The sequence below is a fragment of the Paenibacillus sp. WG02 genome (assembly GCF_055396115.1).
Genome location: NZ_AP036016.1, coordinates 1065665 through 1088828, shown reverse-complemented (window position 1 = coordinate 1088828; position 23164 = coordinate 1065665). Strand labels below are relative to the sequence as shown.

General features: G+C 43.8%; 21 protein-coding genes and 3 pseudogenes. 5 read left to right on the top strand and 19 right to left on the bottom strand.

Going from position 1 to position 23164, the window contains the following annotated elements; translation table 11 throughout:
• Positions 1-97 precede the first annotated feature (97 nt).
• The 13 genes from ACBP55_RS05260 to ACBP55_RS05200 form a co-directional block, all read right to left on the bottom strand.
• A complete protein-coding gene (locus ACBP55_RS05260) occupies positions 98-1723 on the bottom strand; it encodes a response regulator (RefSeq protein ID WP_464650262.1) in 1626 nt (541 codons plus the stop codon).
• Entirely contained in the window at positions 1720-2403 is a 684-nt protein-coding gene (locus ACBP55_RS05255; RefSeq protein WP_464650260.1) for a sensor histidine kinase, read from the bottom strand. Before ACBP55_RS05255 ends, ACBP55_RS05260 begins: the two co-directional genes overlap by 4 nt.
• The gene (locus tag ACBP55_RS05250) at positions 2369-3460 is read right to left on the bottom strand and encodes a cache domain-containing protein (RefSeq protein WP_464650258.1); all 1092 of its coding nucleotides are present in this window, start codon (positions 3458-3460) and stop codon (positions 2369-2371) included. Before ACBP55_RS05250 ends, ACBP55_RS05255 begins: the two co-directional genes overlap by 35 nt.
• Before the next feature lie 90 nt (positions 3461-3550).
• Positions 3551-5134, bottom strand: a complete 1584-nt coding sequence (locus ACBP55_RS05245; protein ID WP_464650256.1) for an extracellular solute-binding protein — start codon at positions 5132-5134, stop codon at positions 3551-3553.
• A gap of 77 nt (positions 5135-5211) precedes the next feature.
• The gene (locus ACBP55_RS05240) at positions 5212-6081 is read right to left on the bottom strand and encodes a carbohydrate ABC transporter permease (protein ID WP_464650255.1); all 870 of its coding nucleotides are present in this window, start codon (positions 6079-6081) and stop codon (positions 5212-5214) included.
• A gap of 13 nt (positions 6082-6094) precedes the next feature.
• Positions 6095-7042, bottom strand: a complete 948-nt coding sequence (locus tag ACBP55_RS05235) for an ABC transporter permease (protein WP_464650253.1) — start codon at positions 7040-7042, stop codon at positions 6095-6097.
• Positions 7043-7411: 369 nt separating this feature from the next.
• The gene (locus ACBP55_RS05230; protein WP_464650252.1) at positions 7412-8563 is read right to left on the bottom strand and encodes a Gfo/Idh/MocA family protein; all 1152 of its coding nucleotides are present in this window, start codon (positions 8561-8563) and stop codon (positions 7412-7414) included.
• 26 nt (positions 8564-8589) lie between these two features.
• The gene (locus ACBP55_RS05225) at positions 8590-10233 is read right to left on the bottom strand and encodes a response regulator transcription factor (RefSeq protein WP_464650250.1); all 1644 of its coding nucleotides are present in this window, start codon (positions 10231-10233) and stop codon (positions 8590-8592) included.
• Positions 10211-11989, bottom strand: coding sequence for a sensor histidine kinase (locus ACBP55_RS05220; RefSeq protein WP_464650248.1), 1779 nt, complete (start codon positions 11987-11989; stop codon positions 10211-10213). The genes ACBP55_RS05225 and ACBP55_RS05220 overlap by 23 nt, the downstream gene beginning before the upstream one ends.
• A gap of 112 nt (positions 11990-12101) precedes the next feature.
• A complete protein-coding gene (locus tag ACBP55_RS05215; RefSeq protein WP_464653235.1) occupies positions 12102-12947 on the bottom strand; it encodes a carbohydrate ABC transporter permease in 846 nt (281 codons plus the stop codon).
• Between the two features lie 59 nt (positions 12948-13006).
• Entirely contained in the window at positions 13007-13864 is an 858-nt protein-coding gene (locus tag ACBP55_RS05210; RefSeq protein ID WP_464653234.1) for an ABC transporter permease, read from the bottom strand.
• A gap of 129 nt (positions 13865-13993) precedes the next feature.
• The gene (locus ACBP55_RS05205) at positions 13994-15655 is read right to left on the bottom strand and encodes an extracellular solute-binding protein (protein ID WP_464650246.1); all 1662 of its coding nucleotides are present in this window, start codon (positions 15653-15655) and stop codon (positions 13994-13996) included.
• A 288-nt stretch (positions 15656-15943) separates the two neighbouring features.
• Positions 15944-16369 carry a hypothetical protein gene (locus ACBP55_RS05200; protein WP_464650244.1) on the bottom strand — a complete coding sequence of 142 codons (426 nt, stop codon included), beginning with the start codon at positions 16367-16369 and terminating at the stop codon, positions 15944-15946.
• A 249-nt stretch (positions 16370-16618) separates the two neighbouring features.
• On the opposite strand from ACBP55_RS05200, the pseudogene ACBP55_RS05195 reads away from it, so the two are divergent.
• A pseudogene (locus ACBP55_RS05195) lies at positions 16619-16706 on the top strand (hypothetical protein); the annotation flags it as partial.
• Between the two features lie 2 nt (positions 16707-16708).
• Positions 16709-16867 (top strand): annotated as a pseudogene (locus ACBP55_RS05190) (hypothetical protein); the annotation flags it as partial.
• Positions 16868-16991: 124 nt separating this feature from the next.
• Here ACBP55_RS05190 and ACBP55_RS05185 read toward each other — a convergent pair.
• The 4 genes and pseudogenes from ACBP55_RS05185 to ACBP55_RS05170 all read right to left on the bottom strand — a co-directional run.
• Positions 16992-17177, bottom strand: a complete 186-nt coding sequence (locus ACBP55_RS05185; protein WP_464650243.1) for a hypothetical protein — start codon at positions 17175-17177, stop codon at positions 16992-16994.
• A 122-nt stretch (positions 17178-17299) separates the two neighbouring features.
• A complete protein-coding gene (locus ACBP55_RS05180; RefSeq protein WP_464653233.1) occupies positions 17300-18169 on the bottom strand; it encodes a LysR substrate-binding domain-containing protein in 870 nt (289 codons plus the stop codon).
• A 224-nt stretch (positions 18170-18393) separates the two neighbouring features.
• A complete protein-coding gene (gene cuyB, locus ACBP55_RS05175; protein ID WP_464650241.1) occupies positions 18394-19107 on the bottom strand; it encodes a cysteate racemase in 714 nt (237 codons plus the stop codon).
• 193 nt (positions 19108-19300) lie between these two features.
• Positions 19301-19966: pseudogene (locus ACBP55_RS05170) on the bottom strand (cation:dicarboxylate symporter family transporter); the annotation flags it as partial.
• Between the two features lie 104 nt (positions 19967-20070).
• Here ACBP55_RS05170 and ACBP55_RS05165 point away from each other — a divergent pair.
• Genes ACBP55_RS05165 through clpP form a run of 3 tightly spaced genes read left to right on the top strand, consistent with a single transcriptional unit; the run spans position 20071 to position 21576 of the window.
• Complete coding sequence (locus ACBP55_RS05165; protein ID WP_464650239.1) at positions 20071-20655, top strand: ArsR/SmtB family transcription factor; 585 nt, start codon at positions 20071-20073, stop codon at positions 20653-20655.
• 13 nt (positions 20656-20668) lie between these two features.
• On the top strand, positions 20669-20962 hold the full coding sequence (locus tag ACBP55_RS05160; RefSeq protein WP_464650237.1) for a hypothetical protein: 294 nt from the start codon (positions 20669-20671) through the stop codon (positions 20960-20962).
• A gap of 32 nt (positions 20963-20994) precedes the next feature.
• Complete coding sequence (gene clpP / locus ACBP55_RS05155; RefSeq protein ID WP_464650235.1) at positions 20995-21576, top strand: ATP-dependent Clp endopeptidase proteolytic subunit ClpP; 582 nt, start codon at positions 20995-20997, stop codon at positions 21574-21576.
• Between the two features lie 374 nt (positions 21577-21950).
• On the opposite strand, the gene ACBP55_RS05150 is transcribed toward clpP, so the two are convergent.
• Together ACBP55_RS05150 and ACBP55_RS05145 are read right to left on the bottom strand one after the other, a co-directional pair.
• A complete protein-coding gene (locus ACBP55_RS05150; RefSeq protein ID WP_464653232.1) occupies positions 21951-22385 on the bottom strand; it encodes a M24 family metallopeptidase in 435 nt (144 codons plus the stop codon).
• Positions 22386-22426: 41 nt separating this feature from the next.
• On the bottom strand, positions 22427-23137 hold the full coding sequence (locus ACBP55_RS05145; protein ID WP_464650234.1) for an aminopeptidase P family N-terminal domain-containing protein: 711 nt from the start codon (positions 23135-23137) through the stop codon (positions 22427-22429).
• Positions 23138-23164: the final 27 nt, after the last annotated feature.

Sequence of the window (23164 nt, the reverse complement as noted above, 5' to 3'; positions counted from 1 at the left end):
TGATAACCTCCATGATTAGATACATCTATCATGGTAATCCTTTTGACCCCCGTTTTTTTACATGATTTCGAGAAAAAATCATACATTTTTTGCAACCTTATTTGGATTCATACCTTGTCATTTTTATCCGATATTGCTTAGGTGTATCCCCCGTATATTCTTTAAATAATTTGCAAAAATACCCTTCATTTACTATGCCTACTTCCTCGCACAATTCCAATAAAGAATAATCCTGAACATTTAACAGTTCGAGAGCCAATTGCATTTTTTTGCGATTGATGTAGCTGATAACGCCTTCGTTCATTGTTTTTTTGAATAAACTGCTAAAATACGATGGAGCTAAATTCACATCCTCGGCAATAGCCTCCAACGTTAAACGCTGTTTCAGGTTTTTCTCTATAAACCGCATGGCACTCATGATTTCTGCGCGATATAAAAGTTGGCCAGCGTGTACGTATTCGAATGTGAAGTCGCTAATATACGCAAGCTGCTCCCGAAATGCCATAAATTCGATGGGAAACTCTGCTACATCCGTGGTTAACGTGTTCCCTGATTTAAATTTCGCAGTAATGTCTCTGTAGAAGTCTCGAAGCATAGGAGCCATGATGGACTTATGAATTTTATGATCCGTAACAAATTGGTTTAAATCAGCAAATTCTTTCTCCAGCTCTTCTTTGGAAACCTGTCTTTGCACCCATACAAGAAAATCAGCCAGTTTCTGCTGAAAGTCCTCTCTTCTATCGTTCCGGTAATGGAACCGATGCGCGGGTGTTTTGACTACTTTCTCTGCATGATAATAGAAATCCTCACTCACATTTTGAGCTTCCGTGTAAGCTTGTTTGATGGATTCCCAGCCTCGATGCGGACCGCCAAAAGCGACGGATACCCTTTGATTCAAATATTGATGCAAATGGGATACGATCTGACTCCCCAATGTCTGGCAAGCGTATTCCGTATCCATATCACTGCGATTATTTTCCCAGGAAAGAAATCCAATAAAACGATTATCGGAGAGATCCGTAGCTACACCCCTGCCACAATTCATCACCGTTTCTTCAATTACATTCGTAATCGCATATTTCAAGATGTTTTGGTCAACCGCTGAATATTCATTGCGGAAACTTTCATACAGATTCATTTCAACAATAAAGCAGCAATAGTTGGCTTGAAAGAAATGGAACTGCATACGATTAGCGAAATCGGATGCCCGATGAGAAGGTATTTCGCCTCTGATCAGCTCGTTAAAAAATTGCTTGCGGACTCTATATTTATTTTCAAGAACGGATACGTTTAAAGATTGGAATTCCTCTTCTTTTTTCTTAACCTCATCCAAAATTCCGGCTGCCTTATCCAAAGCTCGATCCAAATCCGCTTCCCGGAGCGGAACCTTAACAATGTACTCCAATACGTTGGCATGAATAGCTCTCTGTGCGTATTCAAAAGACGAATAGGCGGTCAAAAGAATGTATTGAGTATGAGGCAGCTCCGGCTTTAACTGCTCAATCATGGATATTCCATCCATTCTCGGCATAACGATATCGGATATCACGATATCAGGCTTAAGCTTTAAGATCTCCTCTATCCCATTCAGCCCATTATTCGCTTTGCCCACCAAATGGAACCGTCTTTCCTTATGGGAAAGCTCGCTAAAAAACAGTTCCAATCTTTGGATGATTAGATCTTCATCGTCGACGATGAAGCAGGTGTAGTCTCTCACCATCATGCATCTCCTTTAAACAATCCTGCCGGGAATACGGCGCGTACACGGGTTATTTCCTTCGGTATGCTTATGATTTGGAGCCCGAACTGTTCCCCGTAATGAAGTCTTATTCGACCATGAATATTATTTAACCCGATTCTTTTCCTTTTTACTTCCAGATCATTAGGTTCTGAAATTAAAATATGCTTTATTTTATCCGTTGGAATTCCCTCGCCTTGATCAACTACTTCTATCATGACGATGCCGCCCTCCCTGTACGCATGAATAGTAATAGGGCCTTCGATCCCCCCTCCGTTATAGCCGTGGAAGATACTATTCTCCACAATGGGCTGCAGCAGCATCCGAAAAACTGGAAAATCCATTAACCCATCTTCGATATTCTCAATCAAGTGGAAGTGCCTGTTATAACGGATGTTCTGGATCGCGATATAGTCCGATACATTTTGCAATTCCTGACGTAGTGAAACCTTCTCCGAAGCGTCGGCTATCCCGTATTCCAATAATGAAATGAGAGACGCGATCACCACATCTACCTTCTCTATTTGTCCGAGTCGTATGACATTGCTGATAGAACCAAGCGTATTATATAGAAAATGGGGGTTTATTTGAGACTGCAGCACTTGGATTTCCAGCTTCCGCTCAAGTTCATTATGAAGCTCCGCTCGCCGAATCAGCTCCCACAATTTGCTGCAGCATACGGTCGAAGGCTCGGGAAAGGTCGCCGAATTCATCATTTCGGTTAATCGTCATTGTCGTTGTCAGATCGCCTTGCTCTACCCGTTTCATTTTTGTTTTGAGCGCATAGAGCGGATTCCTTATATATTTGGCAATAAAAAAGGAAATGAACAGACTTAATAGAAGACCTGCAGCTAGAAGCCCGATATAATAGGTTTCCAATCTGGACAACGCAGCTTCCAAGCGAGATTCATCGTTGATCGAGATGATGGACCAATTGAATTTCGCCGTCGGTTTCTTCAGAATGGAGACTGGCATGCCATCCTTGGTATGCAGTTGAAGGCTTGTTCCCGTCGTATCAAGGATTTGTTCCGCCGACGTTTCCCCGATTGAAAACGTATGATCTTGAATATTCAGGGGTCCTCTATTTTCCGAAAATCCAGCAATTATTTTACCCGATGTGGTGATCAGGGCTAGATTCATTTGTTCTTTTTTATTAATCGTAAACAAGGTTTCTTCAATGGCATTAAGATCCAAATCTACAGCAATGGCCATTGGAAGCGGGGAACCGTTTAGATATCGAACCATCGTAACTGTCCAGCCGGAATACTTAGATTTATAAGGATCACTGACAATTGTAGTCCATTTGTTCTTGTCGGCCGCATCAAACAAAGGTTTTCTGTCAGATAAAGGTTCATCGAAAATTCGAGTAGGCGTACTTCCGCCTAGAATGGATAAATCGCTTTTGATCAAGTAAATGTTACTGACGTAATTACTATTGAGCTCATATAGCTCTCTTAATTGCTTTTTAATCACTTCCATATTGTTAATGTTTGCTTTCACCGATGTTTCGACCGAGAACAAGATCGTCTGGAAGGAGGAAAAATTAACCGTTAAATACTGGTCTACCTTGTCCAGTATCTGATTTGTGTAATAAATGTCATTGGTTCTTATTTCCTTTTGGACATATCGATAGGACAATTGGCTTATCAAGACTATGCAGCTTAATACAAACGCAAACACGATAAAAAATAATTTTAAAGGCAAGCTGATTCTTCTTCGCATCGGTCATCTTCCTTTTAACATCTGTATTAAACTAAGAATAGCATATGACAACAAAGAGAGGGGCTATTGATCGCCACTCTCTTTGTTTATTTATTTGATTATGCCTGCTTCTTTAAACTGTTTGGTCACTGTATCCTTATATTTCTGCATGTCAAATTTGGTATCCAACGTTTTGAGGAAATTATCCCAGTTGGAAAGAGGGTCTTTGCCCATCATAAATTTGACCAAGCTTTCATTAATGAAACGTTGGCGGTCAGCTGCCAATGTATCGCTCGGGTCTGTAGTCAATAAATTCCCAGGCAAAGTAGGCGCCACATATTTCTGGTTGTCATTAAAAGCTTCTGTCGTCTTTGGATTCTGGAAGCTGAAATACTCGGCATCATCGCCACGACGCGCCATTTTATAATGTTCGACCCACTGGTACTTTTCTCTCATATCCTTCGATAACTCGGGGGTTTTGTTTTTGACCTTGCCGTCCACCAGGTCCCAATGAATCCCTTTAAGTCCGTATGCGAAATACGGGTATGCTTCTTTGTCCGTAAAGAGATATTCCAGCATAGACAAGATCCGAATGATTTTGTCCTTGTCCGCTTTCTTGGAAATGGCCCATGAATTGACTTGGAACGATTTTCTCTCCAATATTTGATCGCCGTAAGGCCCTTTCATTGGAGGAATGACGATCCATTCCGGTACCTCTCCGCCGATTTCTTTCATTTTCTGTTGGGCATCCGGTTCCAGCCTACGGGCATCTCTGATCATGAAGCCGACTTTACCCTTATATAACTTTTGATCCAACAAATCGGGCGTATTCATCGTCACCCAGTCTGGATCCACAACTTTGGCTGTCATCATTTTATTGATATAAGCCAACGCCTCCTTCATTTTGGGATCGGTAAACAGGAACACCGGTTTATTGTCTTTCACTTCAATAGCTGAAGGTGGATTGACACCAAACATCCACATTAAATAATCGAACCCGTAGGTTTGCAAAGTGCCCTCTTTATTCATACCGCCAATGAAGCCATACGTATCGTTCTTGCCGTTGCCGTCCGGGTCTTTCTCCGTAAAGGCTTTCATCACTTCGAACAGCTCGTCAGGGTTTGTTGGCACTTTCATATTCAACTTTTTCAGCCAATCATTTCGGAGGAAAAGGCTTCTTACACCATTTACATTATCATAACCTGGAACTCCTATTGTTTTTCCTTGATAGGTCACCGCATCCCAGGAGTCTTTACCAAAACGCTTTTTCAATTCGGGAAATTGATCCAGATACGGCGTCAAGTCTGCAAGAACGCCTTGGTCATAATATTGCGCGAGATCGGACCGACTCTTCAAGAAGAGCATATCTGGAATATCTCCACCTGCAATGAGCGTATTCAATTTGGTCGTTGCTTGCCCCGCTTGGGGAATCATCATATCCAGTTCGATATTTACCGCCTTCTCTAACATTTGGCGTTGGACATCTTCTTCACGAGGAGGAATCGGAGCAGCAGCGTTGAAAGTACCTTGGTTAAACATCGAGATTTTCATTTTGTTCGCAAACTTGTTAGCCCCAGATTGAGGGCTGCTTGAAGCTGTCGGCTTAACTTCTTCTCGGTCCCCGCATCCTGACAATAGCGTTCCCAGCCCTACTATAGCAGCCAGAATAGTAAATGAAATCTTATTACGTTGCATATTGACCTCTCCTTTTGCTTGTATATATATTATCACGGTTTCCCCGTAACAACCTAGGTAGGCACTGCCTTTGCCGTTTAACCTTTAATCGATCCCATGAGCATACCTTTAGTAAAATGCTTTTGCATAAATGGGTAAACGATCAAAATCGGAACCGTAGTCACGACTACAGCAGCCATTTGCACAGCGAACTTACTAACCATTCCGGTACTGGCAATCGAATCAGCGCTTTGCGTCGCGGCGTTAAGCAGAATGTTGCGCAAGACCACTTGAAGCGGCATTAAGTTCGAATCATTCAAGTAAACAATTGCATCGAAATAACTGTTCCAATGCCCCACTGCGTAAAATAGGGAAATCGTGGCAAGGACGGGCATGGACAGGGGCAAAATGATCCTCCATAGCGACTGAAGTTCACTTGCGCCGTCTACCCTCGCCGACTCCTCGATTTCAGCAGGCAATTGCTCGAAAAAGCCTTTAATGATTACCAGATTAAATGCACTAATGAGATGCGGAATAATCAATACCCACGGACTGTTTAGCAATCCCAGAGAGCGGATTAGCAAATACGACGGAATTAATCCTCCGCTAAACATCATGGTAAACACAATGAATAGTAAAAATGATTTGCGTCCCGGCAAATATTTTTTGGATAACGGATAAGCAGCTATGATCGTAAAAAACACATTAAGCGCAGTGCCTACAATCGTTCGAAACAACGTAATTTTATATGCTTGCCCTATACCATGAGAAATGAATACTTCTTTATAGGCCACAAAGGTAAAGGATTCTGGTATAATAACAATTCCTCTTCTTAACACTTCCGATTCTGGCGTCACTGAAACAGCAACCACATATAGAAAGGGAAGTAAGCAAATTAGGGCTAGCAAAATAAGAATCATATAAACGACTGCTTGCCATACTTTTTCCCCGATTGTCAAATTGATCATTTTGAAAACCACCTCACCAAATTTGCCCATCGAATTTCTTGGCGAGCTTGTTCGCAGCCAAAACTAACACAAATCCGATGACAGCTTTAAACAATCCCACAGCAGTAGCCAAACCAATCTTAAGACGCTCCAACCCTTCACGGTATACCCATGTGTCGATAATATCGATCTTCTCCTGGTTAAAGCTGTTGGCAAACATGAATATTTGATCAAAGCCAGCGTCCAGAATATGACTTAATTTAAGGATCAGCATCAGAATAATGACTCCTCGAATGCCGGGTAATGTGACATGCCATAGCTGTCTCCACTTGGAAGCGCCATCAATTCGAGCTGCCTCATATAAGCTAGGATCAATTCCTGCTAATGCGGCAAGGTACAATATTGCTCCCCATCCAATATCCTTCCATATTTCAGATAAGATGATCAGCAATCTGCCCCAAGCAGGTTCCGTTAGAAAGGAGATAGGTTGAACACCATTTTGCTTTAGTAGCATGTTAAAAAGACCATCTCCTGGGGCTAATAACGCCACCATCAATCCATAAACAATGACCCATGACAGAAAATGGGGCAAATAAGTAATCGTTTGTACGACTTTCTTAAACCATTGGGTGTACACCTCATTGAGAAGTAAAGCTAGTACAATGGGAGCGGAGAAACCGAACAATAACTTATACAGCGATATGATAATCGTATTTCTCATGATATCCCAGAAATAAACGCCGTTAATAAAATCTTTAAAATTTTTCAATCCAACCCACGGGCTATCCCATAGTCCCAAGGCCAAGTTGTAGTTTTTAAAAGCAATAATGATTCCCGCCATAGGAATGTATTTGAATACGGCAAAGTAAACTAATGCCGGGAATAAAAGAGCATACATCACTTTATACTTTAGTATCGTTCTTATCCATGAATTCCGCTTTTGGGGGAGGGGAATGGCGTCCGCTGCCAATTTCGCTTGCATATCATCACCTCGTCTTTATTTATATTTGTATAATAGCATCCCCCTATCGGATAAATTTCTGTAATTTCAAGAATTTCTTATAAGATATTAAGTAAGTGGGGCCTTGGATAATTCCAATACAATAGGTATGAAAAAACGGACAGAGTGACCTGCACCGTTTCTAGGTGCTTTCACTTGTCCGTAAATTTTTTTCATATTCACTGCAATCCGTACTTCAAAACTTTATTTATTACTTCAAGAATTTATTGTCCTTCAACAATCTTCTTTTCTTCTGTAGTACAAAAGCTTTTTTTAACTTTAGTTCTATTTTATAAATCTTGAGATAATCGAACCATATCCCTACACTGTATTCCGTATCTGCACTCTCCTTTAATCCTGAATAAAATTCGGAACCGGAGAGATCGAAACAACCCCGCCGCCGGAACGGATCGATTGTGTGGCCGCACAACCAACAGCAACACTCATCCTGCCAGCGAGCGGCGATGCGAGCGGTTCTTTACCATACAGAATCATATCGACGAAATCCTGGCATATTCGCGGATCGGCCCCACTGTGTGATCCTTCCGCCTTTTTGATCTCGTACGTCCGGTCGGACAGCTCGCGCTGCGTATTGGAGCGGCGCGTCTTGACGTATACTTTCCCATCAGGCTCGGAATTTTCCATCCGTCCTTCCGTTCCAATGAACGTATAATTGCGGTGGTAATCCGGCGTGAAATGGCACTGCAAATAGGATGCTTTGATTCCGCCCTCCAGTTCCATAATGACCATGTTATTGTCCTCAACGTCTACTTCCTTGCGAAACGCGCATTGAATGAGCGTCCCCGCACTTGCTTCCGTACAAGTAGACCGCTCATCACACCTAGGACAAGTCAAATCGTTCGGCTTTTCTCCGCCGTAAAAGTCAAGCCCGCCGAACGCCGATACTTTCGTAGTGTTCCGGCCTGTAATCCAGTGGATGATGTCGATATCGTGGGAGCCTTTTTGCAAAAGCAGAGAAGTCGAGTTTTTTGCATTAGCATGCCAGTCGTGGTAATAGAAGCTGCCTCCCCATCCAACGAAGTGGCGAACCCATACTGCCTTGATTTCCCCTATAACGCCGGAATCAACGATTTCTTTCATCGTTTGGAACATATTCATGTAACGCATATTGAAGCCTACCATCAATTGCTTGCCCGACTGTTTCCACTCTTTCAAAATGCGGTCACAGCCTTCTACCGTGATTGCCAACGGCTTCTCACAAAATACATGCTTTCCAGCCTTCAGCGCAGCCACCGCATGCTCCTCGTGGCAAAAATCCGGGGACGTGACGGCAATCGCATCAATATCATCACGTTCCAGCAGTTCCAGGTAATTCGTGGTGACAAACGCATCCGGATTAATAGTCTCTTGAAATTCTTTCAGCTTCTCCGGGTAAATGTCCGCTCCCGCTACGACAACAGACTTCCCATTCGGCTGATGCCAATACTTAGCTATTCCTCCACGCCCACTTACGCCAACAATTCCGATTCTGATCTGATCCATACCATTTCCCCCCTCTTTAAAGTCAGTTAATCTGGTAAAACGTTAATACCGGTTTCTCTACCAGGAACAAAGTCGGCGGATGACATTTTTCTTCTGAACTCCTGTGGAGTCATCCGATTTTGTTTTTTGAAAAACCTAATAAACGCCATGCTCGATTGATAGCCCGCTCTCATTGCGATATCCTGAATTTTTAATTTGTTACCCTTCAGCAGCTCCTTCGCCTTCACATTGCGAATATCTGCAATGTAATCAGATAGCGAAATCCCCGTCGTCTGCTTATAAAAACGGGAAAAATAAGAAGGATTGAAGTTCACCTGCGCCGCCAGTTTAGGAAGCGCCAGGTCTCCCGCCAAATGCGCCTCAATATACGCATGGACTTTATCGATCCACTCTCGCGCATTTCCGTTCGTCATAGTTCGCTTATACTCGAAAATCGCAGATGCAATCTGCCTGTATTGCTGTTGCAGCTCTTCCAACGAGCTGACTCCTCCAAGCTGAACCCTTTTATATATCTCTAAAGCCATTTCCAGCTCGTCAGTCATTTGGCATGCCACGATGTTCGATACAAAAATGGCATGAAGCTCGTTGAGGCATTCCAGCTTGTGCAGCCGAAACGTTGAATCAGCCGCAAAAAAAACTTCCAATTCTTGAAACAGCTTGAAAAATTCCGCTTCGTTTCCACTCTGCAAATGATTGTCTAATAAACGAATTTTATACAACTGAAAATAATCCGTGTTGTACTCTGCTTTCGTTTCATCTGTATCCTGCTGTATGGCCATCTCAGCAGAAGCTTTCCTTTCTTCGAAAGCTTGATGAAGCCCGCTCCATCCTGCCGTTAAACTTTGCAGCGCCAGATCGATCCGGATATCCAGCAGTTTTCGGCACGTTTGCCGAATCGGTTCCAGCGCGCTGCAAATGAAGGAAGCGTTCTCATTTTCACCGTATTCATCGTTGTGCGGTTGAAATAGAAGCATAAATTGGGAGTCCTTGCAGCACATTGTGATCAAACGGGCACACTGTCCCATATATGTTTCCATAATGTTTTGAAGTGCGGAGAGCAGTCCAGCCTTGTCTTGATCCTTAATACCGTCCCACTCTCGAACATTTCCCAACACCATCAGTAGAGGCAAATCGGTCCGAACAGGTAGATCCATCTCTGACAATGCTTTGCTTACATCGTTCACATTTGTTTTCGCTTCGCTTAGCAACTCCCATACAATTGCTTCTCGGGAAGTTGTATCGGCCAAAGTCACTTGCTTGTCAGCGCCGTAAATTAAAGTTTTAACGACATTTTCTTCGTTCAGGCTGTAAATCGCTTTTTCAACGGTTAGAACGATTTTTTCGTCGCCTTCAATTTTCAAAATATAATCGAAACCACCGAGGGAAATCGCGCTGCGCACATACTCAAAGTCATCGTATGCCGTCAGAAAGATCACCTTGCAGTTTGGCCAATTAACGCGAATCTCCTTGAGCAGATCAACACCTTGCATACCGGGCATTCTAATATCGCTTAGCACGATGTCAATTTCTTCCGTTCTCAGGATGTCGAGCGCTTTGGTTCCGGAATATGCCTTGTACAGCTTCAGGTTCAAATGCGTGTTGTCTTGCAGCAACCCTACCAAGCCGTCCGCTACAATGGGCATATCATCAACGACGAGCAGTCGATACATCGGATCCCCCTCCCTGCCATGGCCTAAGTTTCATCCGTACGTGCAGTCCGCCTAGAATCGATCTCTCGAACGTAAGGCCGCAGTCTTCCCCGTACCGCATTTGAATGCGTTTGTGAACGTTCACGATGCCGATCGAGCTTTCGATTTCATCCGCCTCATTATTCAATTTCTCGTTCAGAAGTGTGATTGCCTGATCATCCAAACCGCTACCGTCATCCTCTACATGAATGTACAATTCGTCGCCACTCTTTTCAAAATGAATCCATAGAACCCCGTCGCCCTCTTGCTGCTCAAAAACATGTTTGTACACGTTCTCAATAATGGGTTGCAAGACGATTCGAATGACAGTCCCCCCGCTTACAATCCAATTCGGCACCTGGAACTCAACTTTAATGCGATTGCCGAGGCATACGCTCTGGATATCCACATAAGTGCGGGCATGCTTAATTTCCAATTCCAACGGGATTTCATCCGACTTGTCGTGAGTCACAAATTGGAAATAGTTTCCCATATATAAACAGAATTGATAGGCTTGTTCGGTGTCAACCTTCTTGATCAGCCGGCACAGGACAAAATAGCAATTATACAAAAAATGAGGGTTGATTTGCGATTGCAGCCACTTCAATTCTGATCGTTGACTTCTGATCTTTTGCTCGTAAACCTCCTGGATTAAGCATTTTAACCGTTCTACCATTTTGTTAAAACCCTGATATAAATAACCGAACTCATCTTTTTGATCGGCCGGTAATGTCGGATACGTATGAATGTCCCGCATTCTGTTGAATGCTTGAATAAGCTTCCTCATCGGGCGTAAGATCACTTTATTAATGGAATAGGAAAAAAAGATAATAATTAACACGGATACACAGGACATGACCCAAAACCAGTTTCTGAGGGTAGTCAACGGACCGAGCAAATACGCTTCCGGTGTAAATGTAACAAGATAGGTATTAATCGCAGGTGAAAATTTGTACGATACGATGGTTCGTTTTTTATTAAGAGTAATTGTCGACAAGCCGCTCTGAATTCCCTTTTCCTGTCGACTTTGCAAGAAAGACTGTAACCCCTGCACTTCGATTTTGCTCACTTGGTCACCGATTGACCAATTCTGCTGCAGATTGATGAGCATCGCATTGCCTTGACCCGGTCTTGCCACGGAATTTAGCATCTCGTGCATTTGCTTAATCGACAATTCGATTCCAAGTACGAATATTGGTTTTCGCTTCGCGTTCGCCGGATATGCCAGACTTAAGAATAGACGATCGTTCCAGTAGATCAATGGCCCGCCTCTACTCTGCTGCTGCAGCGCTGCAAATTCCGGTTCGTTGATGCCCTCCTCGTAATTGACAGGCGTTACGGTTCTTTCGATTAAGGGGACATATGCTTTGGCATCCGCTATGTACAGGCTAGAGTACTTCATTAAGTAAAGCCGCCTCTGTAGAGCATTGACAAGCGCTATCCGCTCATACTGGCTAATTTGGTCGCCGACTGAGCTAAGGTTTCGAAGGTCCTGATCAACGACGTATTCGGGAAGAGAATCGGATATCCGGCTAATTTCACTCTCGAGCATGTTCATAAAATAATCTGTTCTTGCTTGAATGGACTCGGACATTTCGTATCGGATTCCTTCCGATCCCTGCAAGTTAATTCTTAACGTAATCAAATAAAGAGGCGTTATCACTAGAAAAAAAGTGAGAAACAGCTTTAGAAAGATCGAAGGGGGTTTCATTGATTTCAACTGATTCATTATGTTCATAACATCTACCCCCGCTCAGCTCGTACTATGAAATTAGCTTCATCCTCTCTTATCATGACATGGGTGAAAACGTTTAGGCAATAAAACATGCACAGGAAATTTTAGACTCCCATTATTCTTTAACGCTTCCCATGACAATTCCTTTTATAAAAAAGCGTTGCAAAAACGGGTATATCATCAGAATGGGAAAAGCTGCCACGAATATTTGTGCGGCGGTGCTTGTTCTGTCGGATAGCTGCTTCAAAATGTCCAGGTCATCCGAGGAAATGAAACGAAAATCTTTCTTAATAATGATCGTCTGCAAAAAGGTTTGCAGCGGGTAATGTTCGGGACGATTCATAAGCACAAGCCCGTCAAACCAACTATTCCAATGTCCTACGATCGTGAACAGGCCGATTGTCGCTAAAGCCGGCGCCGATAATGGCAAATAAATCCTGAAAAGGGTGACGAAATGGTTGGCGCCGTCCATTTTAGCCGACTCCTCCAACTCCTTGGGCAGCCCACGATAAAAGTTTAACAGCAAAATGACGTTAAAAACCGGTACAGCCGAAGGTAAAACTAGCGCCCAAATCGTATCTATAAGCCCAGTCGCTTTAATCGTCATATACCAAGGAATCAATCCTCCGCTGAACAAAATCGTGATGACAAAATACCAGGCATATACAGTCCGAAAGCGAAAATGACTCGGCTCCTTTGATAACGGATACGCCGCCAACACGGTTAACAGCATACTGATGGATGTACCTAACAACACCCTTTTCATCGTAATCAAGAACGCCGTGAAATACTGCGGTTTGTTCAAAATATTTTCATAGGCTGCGGTCGTAAATTCAACGGGCCATAGCGATACTGTCCCTGCAGCGGCAGCTGAGCCCGAGCTGAAAGACAGAGCAAGAATATGAATCATCGGCAGAATGCATAGCAAGGAGAGTGCGCCAAGAAAGAGATAGTTGATCATCAAGAATAGCAATCTGCTCCGAGTGATATGGTGTGTCACAAGGCCTTCCTCCTTTCCCCTTAAAAAATTCTGTAATTAGCTAACCGGTAAGCGAGGAAATATGACACCGATATGAAAACCAGGGATACGACCGATTTAAAGAGTCCGATAGCTGTCGCGACGCCGTATTGGAACTGTTCCAAGCCGATCCGATAGACGAGTGTATCAATAATATCTCCGCTTTCATATACTTGCGGACTGTACAAATTAAAAATTTGGTCAAAGCCTGCATTCAATACGTTTCCCAAACTTAATGTCGCTAGTAAGATAATGACGGGAAGCATCCCTGGCAGTGTAATGTGCCATGTTTGTCTCCACCTGCCTGCGCCGTCCATGGAGGCGGCCTCGTATAGGGAGGGATTAATTGACGTCAGTGCCGCTAAATAGACAATTGTACTGAAACCGAATTCTTTCCACGTGTCCGAAAGCACGATAACGAAAGGAAACCAGTGGTTGTTCCCCAGAAAGTAGACGGGGGAGATTCCGCACATAGCCAGCACCTGATTGACAAGCCCTGTCGAAGGCGAAAGAATATCGATCAAAATGCCTCCCAGCAGCACCCAAGACAAAAAATGCGGCAAATAAACAAGTGTTTGAAACACTCTTTTGAACAGCACCTTACGAACCTCATTCAATAAGAGGGATACGATGAGCGGCACGATCAAACCAGCTGCCATTTTCATTAACGCAATGCTAATTGTATTGTACATGATGCGCCCAATATCGGGGTATTCTATGAAAAATTGGAAGTTCTTCCACCCTACCTTCGGTGAATGAAATATCCCTTTTGTTGGAATGAACTTTTCGAAAGCGATTGTAACCCCAAATATGGGTATGTAGCTATAAATAAAGAGAATAATAACACTAGGAAAAATCATCAGATGCAGCGGCCATTCTCGTATCCACCGTTTACCCAGCAAGCTTTACACCACCATATCCGTTCTTATTATTAATAAAGAAAGACGGCAGGAGGGCCTCCCCTCCTACCCCGTTATAACTTGCCGCCATTATTTTTGCTTCGCATACCAATCATTGACTTCCTTCGTAATCTTCTCGCCACCAAGGTTATTCCAATCGGTAACGAACTTGTCGAATTCATCAATGGATACTTGATTCATAATGATTTTGGTGAACACTTCTTTCTCTTTTGAATCCAATACCGCTTTTTTATCCTGCATCGTTTGCGTCGGTGCTCCAAAGAATTGGTCCTGCTCATAACGATTATCCTTCAAATATTGATTCATGATCGAGAAGGATCCCCCCGGCTTGGAGATCATCCAGTGCAACCAGCCGCTCATGTCACCCTTCAAATAGTTCTGCACCGCATTATAACGATTCGTCATATCCGGATCGTTTTTCAAAATGCTCGGATCTTTCGACTCGATCGCTTTTGGCAGAATGCCTCCTGCTTTAACATTGCCGTCTTGTGCGAAAAGGCGGATCGGATTGACTTTGAAATAAAGCTTACCCTTATCTTCAAGCTCTTTCCCGTTAATATACACTCTCTCTTTATCTGTCATGCTGATCTGCAATTTAATCCACTGGTTTAAAATCTGAATGACCGCTTCCGGGTTTTTGCATTTTTTTGAAACCACCACATACCCGTTAACGCCTAAACCGACCTGTGATTTGGCAGGTGTTCCATCCATAGACGGCAGCCCGTACACTTGCCAGTCCTGGACCAACTTGCCATCCTTAATCGCGGCGCTTGCTAGCGGCCATGCGCTTAAATAGAACGCACCGTAAGCCATCCCGATTTTATTAGCAGCTACCAGTTCATTTTCTTTATCCGGATCTTTGGTACCGAATTCCGGATCGATTTGACTTGATTTGTACATATCCTGCAGTTGTTTCAAAGCGACTTTCATCTGCGGTTGTATACTTCCGTAGACCAGCTTACCGTCTGCGCCCTTCTGCCAGATGCCCGGATATGCATGGTAACCGTTAAAAAATCCAGTCAGTCCATAATCATCGAAAAGATCCTTCTGCAAGGTCAGTCCAAACGATTTGCCCGTTCCCCCCGGATCCTTCTTCGTAAACTCCTCGGAAATTTTCAATACATCCTGCATCGTTTTCGGCTCCGGAAGGTTGAGCTTATCGAGCCAATCCTTGCGCACCCACAAGTAGCTCGATGAATTGTACGGACTATCAGTCAGCGGTATCGCCATCAGTTTACCGTCCACTTTCGCGGATTTCATCTGGTTTCCGCCATCTTTGGTGAACCATTCTTTGGTTTCGCTGCTAGCGTATTTGTCGAATACAGCGCTCATATCCATCAGCATATCCGCGTCAATTAGCTGTTGTAGTTGAACCTGGTCACCAACGGAGAAAAAATCGGGAATATCGTTGGATGCAATCATCATGTTAAGCTTTTGAGCAAACTGCTTCGAATCCGCAACCCACATATTCTTAATACGAATACCCAAATCTTGCTCGTAGGCGTCGTATACGGAGTTTTTGTCCATCGACTCGCCCGAATCCCATTTAATATCTGATGGATTACTGCGAACAGTCGTCAACTCAACGATTTTCTTTTCCGAACTAGCCGACGACGTTGGTGTCGAAGGGCTTTTTGTTACATCTTGGGAGGTTGCGGAACTACAAGCGCTTGCAAGTATAAGCGTACATGCGACGAGGCCAACAGACGTTGTTTTCTTCCACTTATTCATTGTGTGTCCCCCTAAATAATTTTCATTAAGAATCCGCTTTCACAAATAATAATAAAGCTACTGGGTAATGAAATCCATCTACCTGTTTTTACTTTGTATACGTTTGTTTACTTGTTTCCTCGTTCACAAACTCTAAACCACGATCGCCGCTATATGTAATTATAAAACGGTCAAGCAAACCCTTTTTCTTAACCTTCGTGCGGTTCTCTGCTTCTTTTCTTGACCCCTCTCTGGTCTTCTTAATTTGCTCTTCAGTCCATGATTCTGCCCAAATTATACGATTACCCTTCACCCAATAATGGGATCTGCAGCGATAGGACCAATCACAGATAGTGCTCCGTTCAGTGCATTTAGATCCGCAATTTGAATATTTGAGAAGTACTCATCTTTTACTCCATCCGCAAATGATACTCTGTCATAGATATGATCGTTCTTTTCGGGTGTGCCCATTGTGATTCGAACTTGACCAATTAAAGAATCATCCAGTAATTGAACACCAATTCCAGCATCGATGTAGGGCTTATTGTTCAATTCCAAGTGATTAATTATTGATCTTTTGGTACTTCCTTCATCCATGGAGATAAAGTAAAAATCTGCCGAAACGAGATCCCTAACGTCTCTCGTAGGTAATCTACTTTTAGCTTTCCTGCATTTAATTGCTCCTCCAGGCTGCTTAAAAAAGCGTTCCCCCCAGTAGAGAGAACGCCTAATCACTTCAAATCTTTTTTTATTTACATCAAGACTTTATTTGTTACTTCAGAACGTTGTTTGTTACTTCAGTGTCCATAATCACTACTTTATTTACGAGAATATCTACCGTTCCATATTTCTGTACGTTGTGCCGCCAAGCGCCTGAACTTCAGCTTCTAGAGCCACGTTGACTGCAATTGCAAATGCACTACCGCGGTGATTCCGTCCACAGGTCAGAAACAACTTTAGCGTCTTCTGAAACAAAGGAAAATGGTCGTGAGTATGTCTCGTAGAGGAAACTGTTGGGATAATGCTTGTATAGAAAGATTTTTCAGTCATCTCAAATCCGAGTGCTTCCATCTCCACACTTTTGAATCCGAGGAACAACTTATTCAAGTAATTGAAGAATGGGTAACTTCAAATCGCCTTGACGGTCCTTTTGCACGTAAACCCTTACGTTTAGCATGTGGGAGGGAATTTGATATGGGGCTCCAACCGTTTCTTGAAATCGTGTTTCTTTGAAGTGATTTAGCGGTAATAACACGATTTTAAATACGATCGCGGGTCAAAGTATAAAGCCGATGTGGGGGGCATCGTATATCAAAATGATTTATTCTGTTATAGATGTACTCTTGATCAGATCAGTCTATTTGAACGAAAAAAATAGGCTGCTAGATTTATCCAACCAAAATCTGCTGCACCCTAGTAAAAACGAGCTCTCATATATAAATTGTCCTACCCATTTGGATACGACTACCGCAGCCAAGCCGTTATCGACCACGTTACTCGCCGTTCTCCCGCTAGCGAGCATGCGGTCTGTCGCGGCGATCAATGCCACTCCTTCAAAAAGAAGATTTCCAGATTAGCAGTGCTATCAACACTACGAGCGATACGTCCGCATCCCTTACCATTCCTATGGAAACTCAACATCAAGATCAGCAAACATAGCACTCGTTAGATTTTTCCAAACGATATCTGCTGGAAAAAATTCAAAAAAGGCGAACTCGAACCTTTCAAATAAATCAAATCGATTCTGATTGAAATATCAACTTCGGGAATAATCTCAACACGAGACAATAGACCGTTTTCAAACTCATTCCTGACACAATGCTCAGGCAAGAAACTGATCCCCATGCCCTTCAGAATGAGCACCTTAGCCGCTTCCATGCTGTCGACTTCCATTACGATGTTAGGATTCATATTCTCAAAAAGCCGAGTAATCATTAGCCAGTCCATGGAGCCATAGTCAAAGAAAATGAGAGGAAACTGGCTGATTTCATTGATTGCAGCGCTTCCCTTTTCTAATAGAGGGTGTCCTGGAGGTACGAACAATCCGATGGGGTCTTTATGAAACAAAATATTGTCAATATTAGGATGAGTAACAGTGCGGACAATACCCAAATCGACTTCTTTATTCAAGACCTTCTCCAGAATCACGTTGGAATGACCTGTCATAATTTTTATCTTCACATCTGGAAATTTTTCACTAAACAGTGGCAGGATGTCCGGTACCAGATAATTCGAAACGGAAATAGCGCAGCCGATTTTTAATTCATAGGATACCGCCAAATTTTGCTGAAGTTTGATTTTGATTTCCTGATAAGTCGTCAAGATCAGCTGTGCATAAGGAAGAAACTGTTTCCCATTTTCTGTGATCAGGATATGTTTCCCTTCCCTAAAAAAAAGCTGACTTCCCAACTCCCGTTCTAAGGTTTGTATCCGCGCCGAAACAGAAGGCTGCGTCAAAAACAGCGCTTGAGCTGCTTTATTGAAGCTGCCTAAATGGTGTACGTAAACAAAAGCTTCAATGTTTTCTATATTCAGAATGCCCCCGCCTTTCAATAGATTCATTTTATAGAATATAACATAAGTATATAGTCAAAATACTTAGTTTCTTTTATTGATTCAGTGTTAGGAAGTAGGCTAATTCTATTCCTTTGTTTTTACTTACAAATTTTTCTTTTTCCATTGTTAATTATAGACACTCTTTCATCCAAACGATGAATACAACCGCTTTTCCTCAACGTATTTTTTGTGCCGATTTGCAATTATCGACAGTCAAAATCTTTATACAACACATATTCCTGGTTAGCGATATCTACAACCTTTTTAGCCAAAATATGAGTCGGGTCAATCACTTTAATCTCTTCAGTATCACTTAAAACAATCGGAATCTCGGTGCAACCCGCAATAACCGCTTCCGCTCCTTTTTCAATCATTATTTGAGCTGCGTTAATTAATAAACTTTTACCTTTTGCAATATCTCCGGCTTTTACTGCATAAATGCCTTCCATTATCTTTGCTTGTGTAATCTCGTCAGGCTCCAGTACATCTAGTCCTCTTTCACGGAGGGACTTCTGATAAAGCATGATTTTCATAGTGCCATCTGTCGCTAACAACGCAACGCATCTTAGGCCGACTTCATGAATGTATCTAGCCGTCTCATTTGGCATATTAATAATCGGAACTTCAATCGTATCTTGAATTTCTTGTAAATAATAATGTGCAGTATTGCAAGCTATTACGAGTAAATCTGCCCCAGCCTTTTCTAATGTCTTGGCTGATTGTTTCATATAGGGGAGTGGGTCATTACCTTTACCCATAATTGCTGATGTACGGTCAGGAATCTGCGGATAGTTATCAACAATTAAATGAATATGTTCCTGATCATTCTGGGCAGGAGTTAATCGTATAATTTTGTTCATCAAATCGACCGTGGCAAGCGGACCCATTCCTCCCATAATCCCAACAGTTCTTATCATGATGTACCTCCACCTTTTACTCTTGCGTATTTAAATTATAATTCCAGAGTAGGGGGTGTCGTATATCGAAAGGATTTATTCAAATATAGAAATTCTTTATATCTGCAGTAAACAAACGGAAAAACTGTTGAAGATCTGTATAAACCAAATCTCCAACAGCCAAGAATAAATAAGCATTTAGCTTACATCACTTTCAGTGTTGAATATCCTTCAGGGTCAAGTCTGCTTTTTCGCTATCAAATTTGCCTTCCCATTTGGATATTACGACTGCAGCTAAGCCATTACCAATTACGTTAACGGGGTTCTCCCCATATCTAGAATACGGTCAATTCCAGCAATTAACCTTCAAGAGGAAGGCCTACGGAATCCAGGGTCGCGAGAAGAACCACCAAGGAAGCACCTGACACCCAAGACACCCCTGTAGGGATCACAAAGGAAGTAATCGATTTTGGACATCCAAAAGCGTTCCATTTTCTCTATAAGTCTTGGGAGAACTGTTTCTGAACTTGCTGAGGAAAACGCCAATATTATTTCATCCTTTAGTAATTTTAATATCGATACAATGCTAGTACCACAACAGTTTGGCAACAATCCCCAACACGACTAGCACAAACACAGAAATACTCAAATAGAGCACAAGTACTAACTTTCCAATTTAGAGACTGTTACTCCAATCAACGCAAAAACACCAATTGGAGCCAATTTCATGATTTGATTAGTCACCTAGAACATCGCCTTCCATAACCGGCTTATTCTTTTCACCAATTACAGAAATACCAATTCCAAACAAAACAGAGAAGAAAACAATTGCAAGCAAATCACCGTTACCCATTGCTTGTATAATGTTTGTCGGAACAACGAAGAGCAATCCAATCCCGCTACACCCGCCCATTGACATTTCATCTTCCACGTAATAAAATATTTTTACGTAACACACACTTTGTATTGGAGGCAATCCACTCCATGCTAAAAGATATTCAAGACAGTTATTACATCGAGTCCCCAGAGCAAGCTACCGTCTTGTTGAATCCTATTCGCGGGGAGATCATTGCTCAGCTGCTGGAACCTGGTTCTGCTGCTGAAGTGGCTCGAACGCTCGGGGAAACGGCCCAACGCATTAACTATCACCTCAAAGCTTTGGAAAAAGCTGGCTTGGTTGAGCGTGTAGGCACTCGTCAGGTGCGTAATCTGGTCGAAGTCTTGTACAGAGCGATAGCCAAAACATTCGTACTGGCCGAATCGTTAAGTATGAAGCCTGAAACCTTGCAGAGGTTGAAGGACCAAAGCTCTTTGGCTCACCTTGTGACAACATCCGAGCGGATTCGAAGAGATGCAATGCTGCTTATGGAACAATCCGATGTAGGCGAAATGATTCCCAGTGCAACACTTCAACTGCAGGTACATCTGACTGATGAACAGCAAAGGCAAACATTCGTTGAGGAGTACGCTGCAATGGTACAGCAATTGGTCGATCGATATTCGGGCTGCAAAGACAATAATAATGCCTATCAAGTCTTGTTAGCCGTATATCCCAAACCGAAAGAATGAGGAGGCAACCGCCATGAGCCATGAGCAACAAACAAGTAAGTCGCAGAATGACGAAGTACCTGCAACACCTGTTATTGCTTGGGAGCAAGCCGCCCAACATACTCCAGAAACCTCAGGAAGCAACGTGATCTCGATCGATTCTTATCGTCGTCAAGGCACCTCGCCTAATGAATCAGAAGCTACCTTCACCGTTCGTGAATTTCAAACCACCCATGGCGAAGAACCGATCCGTTTAATCATGGTATCCTCTGGTTTTGGTCAAAAACGTACTGTCCACAGTCATACCGTCCAAAGCAAAGCTTCTTAAATATAATACTTAAAAATGAAAGGATGATTCCTATGAGTTTCATACCTATGGTAGTCGAACAATCTTCGCGCGGTGAGCGCTCTTACGATATTTATTCCCGACTGTTGAAAGACAGAATTATCTTCCTGGGTACGGAGGTTAATGATCAAGTAGCCAATGCAATTGTTGCCCAGTTGTTATTCCTTTCCGCGGAAGATCCGGAGAAAGATATTTCTCTTTACATTAATTCACCCGGCGGTTCCACTTCTGCAGGACTCGCCATCTACGATACGATGCATTTCATTAAGCCTGACGTTTCCACCATCTGCGTAGGTATGGCCGCTTCCATGGGAGCTATTCTCTTAACGGCAGGTGCACCTGGCAAAAGGTTCGCTCTCCCTAATGCCGAGGTCATGATTCACCAGCCATGGGGAGGCGCTCAAGGCCAAGCCAGCGATATTCACATTCGTGCCCAGCACATTCTCAAAACACGGAGAACACTCAATCGTATACTTGCTGATACAACTAAGCAGCCGATCGAGAAGATTGAATTAGACACTGACCGTGATTACTTCCTAACCGCTGAAGATGCAAAAACATATGGATTGATTGATAAGGTAATTGAGAAAATCTAATCGTTCAACCTATAAATTAATATTGAATAAACCCCAGCCACTGGCTGGGGTTTATTCAATATTAAATGAGCAAGCATTCCCTTGCTTTAAGAATAACGAAACCCTGCGAATTAGCGAGCATACGTTAGAATAACATTGCTAACAGAGGGAGGGAACGTAGAGGCGTTAATTAGTTATAATGCAGCAAAAATTCCATTTTGGAGGAACGACGATCCGCTATTTTGCTGTTTCGGGCATGATTGTCATCATTTCCTAACACATAGAGCACTCACGTTTGAGTGTATACCGTATCCACCACACCTGCATACGCCTCTAATCCACCTTAACCCTTTACCGCTGAACCTTTAATTCCTTCTACGATATATTTCTGCCTCTTATATCCTAAGTATTCCTTCTCGGGAAATCGTCAGCTTTTCGTACCCCGTATCCGTAATCAGATACGTATCTTCTATACCCACCACTCCGCGACCGGGGAAGGTGAATTTGGGTTCGATCGCGATGACCATGCCAGGCGCCAGCGGGTACTTGAAGCCTTTGGCGAGAACGGGCAGTTCATCGATTTCGAGCCCGATGCCATGACCAAGGAATTTCACTTGGTCGGCGCCGTACCCCATGAAGTGGGCGCTTAGCCCCGCTTCATGCATTTGATCCAGCGCGAGCAGATACAGATGCTCGGCAATAACGCCAGGCTGCAGCCTGGCCTCCGTGGCTCGGAGCACCTGCTCCGCCACGTCGTAGGCCCGCTGCAGCTCAGGGTCTAGATCGCCGATCACGAGCGTGCGCGTCTGATCGATCAAATAGCCGTCGATCGAGCAGCCGATATCGACGAGAATCGGTTCGCCGCGCCCGATCAGCGCGCGGCCCGAGCTTTGCGGGCTGGACGGGTGAAGCCCCGTGCCCCCGGCCCGTCAAAATAGGTGGGCACCGCTGCCGCCGCGCCTGCCGCTACCATTCCGGTTATCAACTCGGAATTGTACGCGCGCATGCGCATCAGCCCTTGGTGCCCGCGCAGCCGGAGCTGATGCTCGATGAGCGCCATCAGCTCAAACTCCGCCATCCCCTCACGAATGTGGGGGATGACCGCTTCCAGCGCTGCGTCGACGACGCGCGCAGCCGCTCGAATCGCCGTGACTTCGTCCGGCGATTTGATCATCCGCTGCTCGCGCACGAGCAGCGAGCCGTCCTCCCAGGCCGCGCCGGGCAGCGCGGCCTGCAGCCGCAAGTACAGCTGGACGGGTAACACGTCCAGCTCAGTCGCGATCCGCAGCACTCCAGAAGCCGCGGATCCACATCCACCCGCGCAGCGCGCGCGAAGACGCTCGCCCAGCGTCTTCAAAGACCCCAGCGCTTCCACGGCCGCTGACGCTTCCTCCTCCGCTCGGACCAAACTTCGGCGTACGAGGTAAAGCGCGTCTCCCTCCGCCGGAATAAACAAATACCCCGTCTGCATCGATCCGCAGTAGTAATATATATCGACGTTGTTCGTGACTAAGAAGCCCGACCAACCCCGCTCGATCATCTCACGCTGCAGCGCCTGCTGCCGTTGCTCGAAAATAGTCATATGTATCTCTCCTCGTAACCCTGAATT